The organism is Streptomyces sp. NBC_01439, assembly GCF_036227605.1.
Classification (GTDB): Bacteria; Actinomycetota; Actinomycetes; order Streptomycetales; family Streptomycetaceae; genus Streptomyces.
Genome location: NZ_CP109487.1, coordinates 8016152 through 8030099, shown reverse-complemented (window position 1 = coordinate 8030099; position 13948 = coordinate 8016152). Strand labels below are relative to the sequence as shown.

General features: G+C 73.2%; 3 protein-coding genes. 1 reads left to right on the top strand and 2 read right to left on the bottom strand.

Annotated elements, in window-relative coordinates; translation table 11 throughout:
- Positions 1 to 108: 108 nt before the first annotated feature.
- Positions 109 to 1194 carry an alpha/beta hydrolase-fold protein gene (locus OG207_RS36555; protein ID WP_329104815.1) on the top strand — a complete coding sequence of 362 codons (1086 nt, stop codon included), beginning with the start codon at positions 109 to 111 and terminating at the stop codon, positions 1192 to 1194.
- A gap of 25 nt (positions 1195 to 1219) precedes the next feature.
- Here OG207_RS36555 and OG207_RS36550 read toward each other — a convergent pair whose 3' ends face one another.
- Entirely contained in the window at positions 1220 to 2920 is a 1701-nt protein-coding gene (locus tag OG207_RS36550) for an ABC transporter ATP-binding protein (protein ID WP_329104813.1), read from the bottom strand.
- Complete coding sequence (locus tag OG207_RS36545) at positions 2907 to 13934, bottom strand: non-ribosomal peptide synthetase (RefSeq protein ID WP_329104810.1); 11028 nt, start codon at positions 13932 to 13934, stop codon at positions 2907 to 2909. Before OG207_RS36545 ends, OG207_RS36550 begins: the two co-directional genes overlap by 14 nt.
- Positions 13935 to 13948: the final 14 nt, after the last annotated feature.

Below are 13948 nucleotides of genomic sequence, written 5' to 3'. Positions count from 1 at the left end.
GCACGATGCCCCTTCCTCCGTCGGTCGGGGTCGTGGTCCCCTCCCCGGACCCCACCGGAACGCTATAAACTTAGGTCAGCCTAACTCCCCCTGCCGCTAGGAGACTTCATGCCCCCGGAGACCGTCTTCGCCGCGTACGGGCTGCCCGGTGAGCCGGGGTCCGAGGAGTTTTGGGCGGCGGCCGCGGGGCCGGGGGCGGTGCCCGCCGAGGGCGGCGGCTGGACCACCCTGTTCCTGTGGCGGGGCGCCGAGGCCCGGATCGGCTTCGAGAGCTGGTCGCCGGAGGTCCCCCTGCGCCGGTGGGGCGACACGGACTGCTGGTACGCCGAGGTCCGCATGCCCGCGCGGCTGCGGGTCACCTACCAGTTCCTCGTCGACGACGCCGCGTACGCCGACCCGTTCAACCCGGTCGGAGCGGGAAGCGACCGGTCTGTCGCCGCCACCCCGGACGCTCCGGCCCAACCGCACTGGCCCGCCGTCGGGGCCGACGACGTACTGCCCCTCCCGCGGACCCGGCTCCGCTGGGCGAGCGAACGGCTCGGCGGGCGGCGGACCGTACGGGTCCACCCGGCGGGCGGCGGCGGACCCGTGGTCCTGCTGTTGGACGGGGACGACTGGCTGTACCTGCACCCGGCCGTGACCGCGTTCGACTCCGCCGTCGCCGCCGGCGAGATGCCCCCGGTCACCCTCGTCTTCCTGCCGACGAAGGACCGGGAGGCCGAGTTCGGGTGCCGGCCGGAGCTGTGGGAGGCGGTCCGGGACGAACTGCTGCCGCTGGTCGCGGAGTCCGGGGTACCCGTGGAAGGGGACCGCCTGGTGGTCGCCGGGCAGAGCCTGGGCGGGCTGAGCGCGGTGTACGCGGCGTTGGAGTTCCCGGACCTGGTGTCCCGGGTGGCGTGCCAGTCGGCCTCGCTGTGGTGGACGCCCGGCGCCGTGCGGTCGGCGGACCCCCTCGGCGGCCCGGTCGGCGGCTCCGTCGCCGCACGCCTGCGGGAGCGCCCGGACCTGTCCGGCCTGCGGATCGCCTTCGACGTGGGGGAACACGAGACGCGGATGCTCCCCCACTGCGAGCTGGTCGAGGCCCTGGCCGAGCGGTCCGGAGCGACCGTGCGGGCCTCCCGGTCGGCGTCGGGCCACGACCGCGCGGGCTGGCGCCAGGCCCTGCTCCGGGACGTGGCCTGGGCCCTCGGCTAGGCCGTGACCGGCGGGGTTCAACGGGTCAGCGGGCCACCGCCAGGCAGTATTCCTCGTCTCCGGCGAGGAGGTTGCGGTGGGTGTCCTCGGCCGTGATGACCCCGTCGTCCAGGACGAGCACGCGGTCGGCGGCGTCCAGGAGGGCCGGGCTGCTGGTGATCACGACCGTGGTGCGGCCCCGGCGCAGCTCCGCGATGTTGCGTGCGATGAGCTGCTCGGTGACCGCGTCCACGGCCGTGGTCGGATCGTGCAGGACGAGGACGTCGGCGTCGGCGGCCAGGGCGCGGGCCAGGGACAGCCGTTGGCGCTGGCCGCCGGAGAGGTTCGCGCCTCGGTCGCGGACCCCGTGGTCGAGTCCTTCGCGGTGGAGGGCGACGACGTCGGTCAGCATGGACGCCTCGACGGCCTCGGCGACCGTGCGGCTGGTGCCCGACGGGTCGATATTCGTGCGGAGGGTGCCCGCGAAGATCTCCCCGTCGTACGGGTTCACCAGCAGGTGCGCGCGGACCGCCTCGATCGACAGGGCGGCGAGCTCCTCCCCGCTGACCCGCACCGCTCCTTCGTACGCGTGCGGCGGGACCTTCACGGCCAGGATCGCGGCGAGGTCGGCCGCCGCCCGCGGCTGGTAGACGGCGATCGCCACGAACTCGCCCGCCGGGACCTGGAACTTCAGGGCGCGCAGGGCCCCGTACCGGACGCAGTCGACCTCCAGGCCACCTCCGGCGGCCGGGCGCTCCGGCCCGTGGGTGGCCACCGGGGGCGCGCTCAGCACCAGCGCCATGCGCTCGGCCGAAGCGCGCGCCATCATCACGTACTTGGGCATGTCCGAGAACAACTTCAGCGGTTCCATGATGAACTGGGCGAGCCCGACGGCCATGACGAGCTCCCCGATGGTGATTCCGCCGTTGAAGGCCAGCCACCCGGCCGTCAGGGTCACGCCGGCGGCGAGCGCCGCGTTGAGGGCCGTCGCCGTGCCCGTGTAGGCACCGTTCACCCCGGCCACGGTGATCGCCTGGTGCTTCGCCTCCGTGCTGACCTTCCGGTAGGACCGGAAGGCGGCGTGGTTGCCGCCGAAGCCGTGCAGCGGGCGCAGGCCGGTGATCAGATCGGCCACTTTCGCGCCCGCCCGGGCCACCCGGGCCTGCTGTTCGCGGGTGCTGGAGCCGATCCGGCGGGACATCACGCTCAAGACGGTGAGGATCAGGGCGGTGCCCACGATCACCAACAGGCCGAGCCGCACGTCGGCCAGTCCCAGGGCGACCGCCGCGACCAGCACGGCGACCAGTGAGCTGATCAGCAGCGGCACCACCTCGATGATGTCGGCCGTCTGGTCGGCGTCCTCGGTGGCGATGGTCAGCACCTCGCCGGACTTGAGGCCGGCGTCCCTGGCGACCGGCTCCAGCCCGCAGTCCGCGACCCGCACCCGCCAGCGGTGCGCCTCGGTCGTGTTGGCCTTCTGCAGGATGCGCATGCCGAACCGCCACGACAGCGACACGGTCGTGATGATCACGGCCAGCGCGCCGATCGACAGGGCGAGCGCACCGGGGCTGCGGTCCTGCATCGTGTGCTCGACGATCAGACCGAGCGCGATGGGGAAGGCGGTCTCACCGGCCTGGTAGAGGCCCATGAGGACGGTGCCCCAGGTCATGGCGCCGATGTTGCGGCGCAGGGCGGTCTTGAGGATGTCGGACCCCGGTCGGGGCCGCTGCGTGTCAGGAGTTTTCATCGAGGTGACGGGCAATCATTTCCGGAGTTCGCAACGTGAACAGATCACGGACCGTGATCACAGGACCGTACTCCCGGCGGAGCAGGCCGATCAGCCGCACCGCCAGCATGGAGTGCCCTCCCAGGGACACGAAATCGCTCAACGCGCTCACCTCGTCGTCGTCCAGGTCGAGTGCTTCGGCGAAGAACTCGCACACGACGGTCTCGGTCTCGGTCTGCGGTCCGCGCTCCCCCGCCGTGGTCAGCGTGCCGAGCGGCTTGGCCTCCGGCAAGGCCTTGGTGTCGGCCTTGCCGTTCACGGTCAGCGGGATGCGGTCCACCTGGGCGTAGTGCGTCGGGCGCAGGAAGTCCGGCAGCCCGGCTCCCACCTCGGCGGCGACCGCCGCCAGGTCACAGCCGTCGGAGCCGTCGGAGCCGTCCGGGCCCCCGAGTACGAGGTAGGCGGCCAGCCGGTAGGCGCCGTCGACCTGCGGGTCGGGCTGGGCGACCGCGGCGGTGAACCGCACGGCCGGGTGCGCGGCGAACGCGGCCTCTACCTCGCCCAGTTCGACGCGGTGTCCGCGGATCTTGACCTGTTGGTCGGTGCGGCCCAGGTACATCAGGTTCCCGTCGGGCCGCCGGGCCACCAGGTCCCCGGTGCGGTACATGCGTGCGCCGGGTGCACCGAACGGGCAGGCGACGAACCGGTCCGCGGTCTGGGCGGGCTGCCCGAGGTAGCCGCGGGCGATGCCGATGCCCGCCACGTACAGCTCGCCGGGGACGCCGTCCGGCAGCGGCCGCAGCCACGGGTCCAGGACGTACACGTCCGTGTTGTCGATGGCCACGCCCACCACCGGATCCTGGCATTCGAAGGTGCCGACGCCCAGGGTGTTGATGGTGTATTCGGTGGGTCCGTACAGGTTGTAGCCGGCCGTGCCCTCGGTCTCGGCGAGCCGCTGCCACAGGGTCGGGGTGACGGCCTCGCCGCCCAGCAGCACCAGGGCCGGCCGCCGCTCGGGGTGGTCGAGCAGGCCCTCGGCCACCAGCTGCTGCGCGTAGGTCGGGGTCACGTTGATGACGTCGATCCCGTGCTCCAGGCAGTACTCGACCAGGCGCGGGGCGTCGCGGCGCAGTTCCTCGTCGCAGATGTGCACCTCGTGGCCGTCGGCGAGCCAGAGCAGCTCCTCCCACGACATGTCGAAGGCGAAGGACACGGTGTGGGCGATGCGAAAGACCCGGTGGCCGTGGTCCGCCAGCACCGGCTCGAAGATCCGGCGCTGATGGTTGATCAGCATGTTGGTGAGACCGGCGTACTCGGTCACCACTCCCTTCGGCCTGCCGGTGGATCCGGACGTGTAGATCGTGTAGGCGGGGTGGCGCAGGCGGTCCGGGTCCTCGGGTGCGAAGGTCACGAACGGCTCGGCCCCGGGCAGGGGCCGGTCCAGTTCGATCAGGTCGCTGGTCAACCGGGGCGACACGGAGCTCACGGTGAGGGTCACCTCCGGGCGGGCGTCCGCGACGATGGCGGCGATCCGCTCGTCCGGATGGTCCAGCTCCAGCGGCACGTACGCGGCGCCCACGCGCAGTACGGCGAAGAGCGCGACGATCGAGTCGAGGGAGCGCGGGACGGCGAGGGCCACCGTCGTCTCGGGTCCGATGCCGCGTGCGGCGAGCACGCCCGCCAGCTCGCGGCTGCGGTCCCGGAGCCGCTCGAAGGTCATGGTCCGGCCGTGGGCGACGAGCGCGACCCGCCCCGGATCGCGCTCGGCCGCCAGGTCGAACCGGTCGACGACGGTGTCCGTGCCGACCTCCGTGCGTACGGCGGGCACCGGCTCGGGCCCCGCGCCCGGCAGCGCGCCCAGCGGCCCGGTGGAGCGGGCCAGCTCTCCGAGCAGGTCCAGGTAGTCGTCGAGGAGCCCCTCGGCCGCCCCGGTGTCGTGGTCGCGGTACTCCAGCTTGACCGTGAGCCGGTCGCCGGGGGTGACGACCCAGGTGAACGGGTAGTGGGTGGAGTCGTCGGCCCGTACCGCGGTGATGCCGTGCCGGGTGTTCATCTCGGCGAAGGCTTCCATGTCCAGGAAGTTCTGGAGCACGAACAGGTTGTCGAACAGGGTGTCGTGGCCGCCGGCCCGCTGGATCTCGCCGAGCCCGAGGTGCTCGTGCTCCATCGCCTCGACCCGGGCCGCCTGTACGGCCGTCAGGTACTCCCGGACGGTGTCGTCCGGCCGGGCCCTGGTCCACATGGGCACGGTGTTGAGCAGGACGCCGACGACCTCGGAGAGGTCCTCGCCCTCGCGGCCGGAGACGGTCACGCCGAACACGGCGTCGGCGCGGCCCGTGCGGGCGCCGAGCAGCAGCCCGAAGGCGCCGGTCAGCACCGAGTTGAGGGTGACGCCGTGGGTGCGGGCGAGGTCCCGCAGCAGCTGTGACGCTTCGGCGGAGAGGGTGCGCACGAGCGTCCGCGGCAGCGCGTCGACCAGGGCCGGCGTCGGCCCGGCGAGCAGCGTCGGGCCGGGGAGGCCGGTCAGGTGCTGCGCCCAGAAGCGTTCCGAGACGGCCGGGTCCTTGGCGTCGAGCGCCCGGGCGTAGTCCTCGAAGCCGGGCGTGGCCGGGGTCGGGGGCGTCAGCTCGCCCGCCACGGCCGCCTCGTAGGCGTCGAACAGGTCCCGCAGCACGATCTCGCGGGACCAGCCGTCCCACAGCAGCAGGTGGTAGCTGAGCAGCAGGCCGTCGCGGTCGCCGGGCAGCCGCACCACGGTCAGGCGGATCAGCGGCGGCTCGCCCGGGTCGAATCCGGTGTCGCGGTCGCGGGCGAGCAGGGCGTCGACCTCCGCGTCGGTCGCGAGGTCGATCGTACGGACACCGACCCGCCCGCCGGCGCCCAGGACCTGGACGGCCCTGCCGTCGTCGTCGGTGGTGAAGCCGGCTCCCACGACCGGGTGCCGGGCGATCACCCAGGCCATCGCCTCGGCCAGCGCGTCGGTGTCCAGACGCCGGTCGAAGGTGAACCAGCTCTGCGCGACGTAGTGTCCGGCCGGGCCCGCCAGCTGTGCCTGGAAGAACAGGCCGCGCTGGAGCGGGGTGACCGGGGCCGTGCGCTCGGCGGTCGTGGCGGCGACCGCGATGTGTTCCAGGGCGGCGCGCCAGTGCTCGGTGATCTCGTCGGGTACGCCCTCGACGAGGGTGAAGACCGCGTGCAGGCTTCCGGTGGCCGCGTCGGTCCAGGCGTTGACCTCGACGGCGTACGGGCCGCCCTCGTCGACGCCGGTGACGTGGAGGGCCTGCGACTCGCTGCCCCGACCCAGGTAGTTGAACAGCACCTGCGGGCGGGCGGTGAGCAGGGGGGCCGTCTGCGGGTTGAGGTACCGGAGCCCGCCGTACGCGATGTGCGCGCGCTCGTCCGGCTGGCGTTCGAGGACCTCGCGGGCCGCGGCGACGGGGTCGGTGTGCGCCGTGAGGCGCACGGGGGCGATGGCGGTGAACCAGCCGACCGTACGGGTGTAGTCGTGGTGCGGCGAGGCCGGGATCCGGCCGTGCCGCTCCAGCTCGATCGCCAGGTCGGTGGGCGCGGGCTGGATGCGGGTGAGCGCCGTGCGCAGCGCGCCGCACAGCAGTTCGGTGAGGCCGACCCCGAGTGCGGCGGGCGCGGTGCGCGTCACCTGGTCGCTGACCTCGGGCGCGAGGACGACCTTCGTCTCGCGCGGCCGCTCGGCCACGGGCAGCAGCGGGGGTGCCTGGAGGGTGGTGATCCAGTGCCCGAGGCCGTCGCTCTCGTGGGCCGCTCGGTCGGCCAGTGCCTGCGCGTACTCGGCGTAGGAGGTGGTCGGCGGCGCGAGCGGATTCCCGTGCAGGGCGGTGTCGATGTCGTCCAGCAGGATCAGCCAGGAGACGGCGTCGACGGCGAGGTGGTGCACGGTGACCACGAGGGTCCGGGTCGCGTCCAGCCAGGTGAACGCGATGACCTCCCCGGTCTCGGGGTCGAGCCGTCCGGCGGCTTCGTCCGCGGCGGCGCTCGCGTCGGGCGCGTCGCTGCGTACGACGGTGACCGCGCGGGCCGGTTCGGTGCGCAGGGCCCACACCCCGTGCTCGGTGCGCAGCCGCAGCCGCAGGGCCGGGTGGGCGGCGACGACGGCGTTCGCGGCGCGCTCGGCGTCGGCGTGACCGGTCCCCTCGGCCGTGACCAGGGCTCGGGCCTGGGCGAACCGGGCAAGGGATCCGCCGAGTTCGCGCCGGCGCAGGATGATCGGGGTCGGTGTCAGCGGGCCGTCCTCGCGGGGGGCGGCGGCGGGCGCGCCGGGCGTCGCGGGGCGCGGGGTGTGCGTCGCCAGGTGCTCGGCGAGCGCGCGCGGGGTCCTGAGCAGGAACACGTCGCGGGGGGCGATCGCGAGGCCCAGGGCCCTGGCCCGGTTGACGACGGTGATGGCGAGGATGCTGTCGCCACCGGCCCGGAAGAAGTCGCTGTCGCCGTCGACGGCGGTGCCGGGCAGGGTCTCGGTGAAGATGTCGATCAGGGCGGTGAGCGCGGACGCGGCCGTGGATCCGGTGGCGGATCCGGTCGTGGCGGCCGGTGCGTCGTGCGGTGCGGCGCGTGCGGTCAGGGCCTTGCGGTCCAGTTTGCCGTTGACCGTCAGCGGCAGGGCGTCGACGGGCAGGACCAGGCCGGGGACCATGTGGACGGGCAGCTTCGGGGCCAGCAGCGCGGCGAGGGCGGCGGTGTCGAAGGGGACCCGGGCCACGACGTGCGCCACCAGGTGGTCCGCGCTGTCGGCCACGGTGACGGCCGCGTCGATCACGCCGTCGAGTTCCCGGATCGCGGACTCCACCTCACCGAGCTCTATGCGGAAGCCCTTGAGCTGCACCTGGTCGTCGGCCCGGCCGGCGAACTCCAGCTCGCCGTCGAGCGTACGGAGGGCGAGGTCGCCCGTGTGGTACATGCGGGAGCCGTCGGCCGCGAACGGGTCCGCGACGAACCGGCCCGCCGTGAGGGACGGGCGGCCCAGGTAGCCGAGGGAGACCTGGTCGCCGGCGACGTAGATGGCGCCCACCCGGCCCGGCGGGACCGGTCGGAGCCGGTCGTCGAGCAGGTAGGTGACCAGTCCGGGGATCGGACCTCCGATCGGGCTGGCCCCGGCGCCGGGGCGGAAGTCCTCGTCGGTCAGGACCCGGTGCGTGACGTGCACGGTGGTCTCGGTGATGCCGTACATGTTGACCAGCTCGGGCGAGGTCGTCCCGTGCCGCTCGACCCAGTCGCGCAGCCGCCCGGGATCCAGTGCCTCGCCCCCGAAGACGATCCGGCGCAGGGTGGTGACGGGTTCGTCGGCGTGCCGGTCGGCCTCGATGAACTGGTAGAAGGCCGAGGGGGTCTGGTTGAGGACGGTCACCCGGCGCTCGCGCACCAGGCGGTGGAAGTCGACGGGCGAGCGGGTCAGTGCGTACTCCGGCACCAGGAGCTCGGCACCGTGGGCCAGCGCGCCCCACAGTTCCCACACCGCGAAGTCGAAGGAGTACGAGTGGAACTGGACCCACACGTCGTGCGGACCGAAGTCCATGTCGGGTCGCGTGTTCGCGAGCAGGGTCACCACGCTGGAGTGCGGGACGACGACGCCCTTGGGCGTGCCGGTCGACCCGGAGGTGTAGATGACGTACGCGGGATCGTGCCAGTCGACCCCGGGCCCGGCGGCGTCCGCAGTGACCTGGTCGTCCCCGGTGACCCGGGCGTCCTGCGGCGGCAGCTCCCCCTGTACGAGCACGCGGGCCGGTACGCCCGCCCGGGCCAGCAGCCGCGTGAAGCGGTCCCGGTGCTCCCGGTCCACGAGCACGACCTGCGGGGCCGCGTCGGCGAGGACGTACTCCAGGCGTCCGTCCGGGTAGGCGAGGTCCAGCGGTACGTACGCACCGCCCGCGGTGACGACGGCGACGAGGGCGACGACCTGCTCGAGGGAGCGCGGGACGGCGACGGCGACCCGTTCGCCCGGCCGGACACCGGCGGCGCGCAGGGCCGAGGCCAGCTCGTCCTTTGCGTCGGCCAGTTCGCCGTAGGTCAGTGACCGGCTGCCGCCGTCGAGGGCGCACTGGGTGACGGCGGTGGCGGCCGGATCGCGGTGCGCGGCGGCGTCGAACAGTGCGCCCAGCGTCGTCGGGGTGATCGGTGCGGGGGTCCGGGTGCCGGTGGGAGCCAGGTCGTCGACGAGGTCGTCCGGCCGGCCGAGCAGGCCGGTGAGGGTGCGGGTGAAGGTGTTCAGGACCGTCCGGGCGGTCGACTCCCGCACCAGCGCGCCGTCGTAGATCAGGTTGAAGCGGGGGCGGCCGTCGAGCGCGCGCTCCACCACGAGGGTCAACGGGTAGTGCGGGGCGCCCTCGTTCACGACGTCGCTGATGACGAGCGTGTCCTCGGGCCCGCGCAGGTCCGCCACGTCGGTGGCCACGTCGAACACCACCAGGGTGTCGAAGAGCGGGCCGGCTCCGCTCAGGCGGCTGATGCGCGCCAGTGAGACGTGTTGGTGCGCCAGCACCGCGCTCTGGTGGTCCCGTACCGAGGCGAGCAGGTCGCGCGCCGGGGTGCTGGCGGCCCACCGGGCGCGCACCGGGATGGTGTTGATGAACAGACCGACCATGTCCCCGATGCCGGGCACGTCGGCGTCGCGCCCGGACACCGTGGAGCCGAAGACGACGTCCCTGGTGTGCAGGAGGCCGCCGAGCGTCGCGGCCCAGGCGCTGTGCACGGCCGCGCTCAGCGGCACACCGGCGGATCGGGCGGCCTCGTCGACGTCCCCTTCCGGCGAGGTGGCGGTGTCGGCGAACCGGTCGGACGGCGTGTGTCCCTCGGCGACCAGCGAGGGGCCGGGGAGCCCGGCGAGCTGCTCGCGCCACACCCGGTCGCTCTCGTCCTCGTCGCGTCCGGCGAGCCAGCGCACGTAGTCGGTGAAGCCGCCGAGCGGGTGCACGGTGCCCGGCGCACGGTATTCGGTCAGCAGTGCGCGGAGCATCGGTGGCACCGACCAGCCGTCGGCGATGATGTGGTGAACGGTCTGCACCAGCACGCTGCGGGCGGGTCCCGTACGGATCAGCGTGTACCGCATCAGCGGGCCGCTCGCCAGGTCGAACCCGGCGCGGCGGTCCCGCTCGGCGTGCTCGCGGATCTCCTCGTCGGTGATGCCGGGGCGGTCCAGGGTGGTGAACGGGGCCTGGACCCCGCCCTCCAGCACGGAGACCACGCGGCCGTCGGCGAGGGCCGTGAACCGTGCGGCCAGATTGGGGAAGAGCGTGAGCAGTCGGGTGGCGGCCGCGGCGAGCCGATCGGCGTCCACCTCTCCGTCCAGGGTCAGGAGCTGTTGCTCGACGTAGCTGCCCGCGGAGTCGTCGTCGAAGACCGAGTGGAAGTAGAGGCCCTCCTGGAGCGGGGTCAGCGCCAGAACGTCCCGCAGCTCCGGGCCGTCCAGCTCGTCGACGTCGGCCTGGGTGAGTGCGGGCAGGGCGAAGTCACTGGGCGAGTGGCCGCCGAGACCCAGTGCGGCCAGGTCGATGACGGCCAGTGCGGCCAGTCCGGCCAGGGCTTCGCGGAAGTACCCGCCGATGGTTTCGATGTCCTGGTCGCCGAGCAGCCCGTCGGGCCAGGAGAGGGTGGTGACCAGTTCGTACGCGCCTCCGGCCGCGGTGGGTTCGGCGATCGCATTGAACTCCAGGGCGCGCGGCAGCCGCATCCGGGGATCGCGCTTCTCGCCCAACTGTGCCGTGGTGTGGGCGAGTTCCCAGTCGCCGGCGGAGCCCGCGTCGAAGCGACCCAGGTAGTTGAAGAGCACCTGGGGTGCGGGCGCGTCGAACGCGGTGCCGTCCAGGTAGCGCAGGGCGCCGTAGGAGACGCCGTTGCTCGGCACCCGGGCGAGGTCCTCCTTGACCGCCTTGAGCGCGGCGACCAGGTAGGCGGGGGCCGTCAGGTCGTCGGCCGCGCCGGGGTCGACGGTCACCGGGAACAGGGTGGTGAACCAGCCGACGGTCCGTGACAGTTCCGGCTCGAAGCCGGCGGAGTCCGCGACGTGGCGTCCTTCGCGGCCGTGGCCCTCCAGTTCGATGTGCGCGAACGTCTGGTCCTGGCCGAGGTCGCGGCGCCACCGGGCGAGGGTGACGGCGAGCGCGGTCAGCAGCACGTCGTTGACCCCTGCGTGGAACCTCGCGGGGACCTCGCCCAGGAGCGCGGCCGTGACGTCGGGGCCGACCGAGAGGGTCGTCGTGCGTTCGCGGGCGACGGTGTCGGCCGCGGACGGCGCGCGCCGGCCCAGCGGCGCGTCCGCCCCCGGCAGGGCGCGCCGGTAGTGGTCGCGGTCGGCGTCGAATCCCGCGCGCTCCAGCAGCTGCGTCCAGCGCCGGAACGACGTGCCCACCGGGGGCAGGTCGATCGGCGCGCCCGAGACGTACCAGCGCCAGGCCGTGGAGAGGTCCTCCATCAGGATCCGCCAGGACACGCCGTCGATGACCACGTGGTGGGCGACCAGGACCAGCTGGCGCGCCCCGCGGCGCCAGACGGCGCGCAGCATCACTCCGTTCGCCGGGTCCAGCCCGTCGGTGGCGAGTGCGACGCACTCGTCGAGGGGCAAGTCGCTCTCCTGCCAGCGCGCTACGGCGTGGTCCGGCTCCGGGATCTCGAAGCTCCAGCGCTCGCCCCGCACCAGCTTGGCGCGCAGCATGTCGTGCCGTGCGACCACGGCGGCCAGGACGGCGTCGAGCGCGTCGGCCGTGAGGTTCGCCGGGGTGTTGAGCACCACCGACTGCACGAAGCCGTCGATGGCGTCCGTGGTCGCGCCGAGCCACTGCACGATCGGCGATCCCACGACCGTACCAGTGGCGACGTCGCCGTGGTCCACGGCGGCGGCTTCGCGGTCCGCGACCGCCGCCAGCGCGCCCACGACGCTGTTGGTGAAGATCTGGCGGGCCGTGACGTGGAGGCCCGCTTCGCGCAGGGCGCTCAGCAGGGAGATCGCCAGGATGCTGTCTCCGCCGAGCTGGAAGAAGTCCTGGTCGACGCCGACCGCGTCGCGCCGCAGCACCGCCGCAACTGCTGCGCACACCAGGCGCTCGTTCTCGGTGACGGGCGGGGCGAGCGCGCCCGCGCCGGTCCGGGGCTCCGGCAGCGCGCCCCGGTCGAGCTTGCCGTTCGCGGTGAGCGGGAACTCCTTCATCACGACGATGTGGGTGGGCACCATGTACTCCACCATGTGCCCGGTGGCCCACTGCTTGACCTCGTCGGCGCGCAGGTCCTCGCTGCCGGTGGCGGGTATCACGTAGCCCACGAGGTAGGTGCCGCCGGCCGTGTTCTTCTTCGCGACGACGCAGGTGTGGCGTACCGCGGGGTGCTCGGCGAGGCCGACCTCGACGTCCTCGATCTCCAGCCGCATGCCGCGGATCTTGATCTGGTTGTCGGCGCGGCCGAGGAAGTCCAGGGATCCGTCGGGGGCGAAGCGCGCGAGGTCACCGGTGCGGTACAGCCGGGACCCGTCCGTGGCGAAGGGGTTCGCGACGAACCGGGAGGCGGTCAGGCCGGGCGCGCCCACGTATCCGCGCCCGAGCAGGAACCCGCCGACGTACAGCTCGCCGCCGACCCCGACCGGGACCGGGCGCAGTTCGTCGTCCAGCACGTACAGCTGGGTGTTGGGGTTGGCCTTGCCGATCGATGTCGACAGGCGTTCCGCGGCGCCCCGGTAGATCACGTGCGAGACGCCGATGGTCGTCTCGGCCGGGCCGTAGCCGTGGTACATGGGTATGTCGAGCCGGGTGCGGAAGCGCTCGTACAGCTCCGGGGTGAGCACCTCGCCGCCGCACCACACGTGCCGCAGGCTGTCGAGGCGTCCGGAGTCGCCCGCGATCTCCAGCAGTACGTCCAGCATGGACGACACGAGGTAGGTGAAGGTGACGCGCTGCTCGGCTATCACGCTCAGCAGGTGGTGCGGGTCGCGTTCGCCGCCGGGGCGCAGGACCACCAGCCGGCCGCCGCACACCAGCGGCAGGAAGATCTCGTTGATGGAGATGTCGAAGGACAGCGGCGCCTTGAACAGGGACGCGTCGTCGTGGCCGAAGCCCAGGATCTCTTCGACCTGCCACAGCAAGCGCTCGCTGATGGCCTCGTGGCGGATCATCGCGCCCTTGGGCCGGCCGGTCGAGCCGGAGGTGAAGATCACGTAGGCCAGCGCGTCGCCCGGGACGGTGAGGGCGGTCCCCTCGCCGGGGTAGGAGCCGAACCGCCAGTCGCCGAGGTCGACGGGCACGGCTTCCGGTTCGTCCGGGGCGTGTTCGCCCGAGTCGTTGAGCTGCAGTACGACGCGGGCGTCGGCGATGACGACGGAGCGGCGGGCGGCGGGCCACTGCGGGTCGAGGGGGACGAACGCGGCTCCGGCCTGGAGCACGCCGAGCAGGCCGATCACCATGGCGGCGGAGCGGTCCAGGGAGATGGCGACGACCTGTTCGGTGGTGATTCCGCGTGCGATCAGGTGGTGGGCCAGCTGGGCGGAGAGCTCGGCTGCCTGACGGTAGGTCAGCGAGCGGTGTTCGTCGACGATCGCGACCGCGTCCGGCCGCAGGCGGGCCTGCTCGCGGAACATCTCGACGATGGTCGGGCGGATCCGGTCGGCCCCGGTGTCGTTCCACTCGGCCAGGGTGGCGAGTCTCTGCGCGATGCCGGACGGGCCGATGGTGGCGAGGGACCGGCCCGGGAAGTCGGCCAGGTCGTCCAGGGCGAGCTGTGCGTCAGCCGGTACGACGCCTTCCGGGAGGGTGATGCTGCGGCCGTCCTCGCCGTCCGGGCCGTGCGCCCCGACCTCCCAGCCGGCGGTTGCGGCACCGCCGTTGTCCGCCCAGCCGAGGACGTCGGCGAAGAGGGTGCCGGGGGTGAGTTCCAAGCCGTCGGGACTCCGTCCCGTGGCCCAGTAGGCCAGTGCGATGGCGCAGGCCCGGGCAATGGTCGTGTCGCCGTAGTCGCCGGACCGCCGGCGCACGTCTGCCAGGCGGGTGGGGGGAAGCAGCACGAGACGAGCGGTCGATTCCGTCATCGGAGGCTCAACGC

Bases quoted from the DNA above. Each gene is read 5' to 3' on its own strand.
- OG207_RS36545 (WP_329104810.1), bottom strand. From the start codon at position 13,934: ATGACGGAATCGACCGCTCGTCTCGTGCTGCTTCCCCCCACCCGCCTG.
- OG207_RS36550 (WP_329104813.1), bottom strand. From the start codon at position 2,920: ATGAAAACTCCTGACACGCAGCGGCCCCGACCGGGGTCCGACATCCTC.
- OG207_RS36555 (WP_329104815.1), top strand. From the start codon at position 109: ATGCCCCCGGAGACCGTCTTCGCCGCGTACGGGCTGCCCGGTGAGCCG.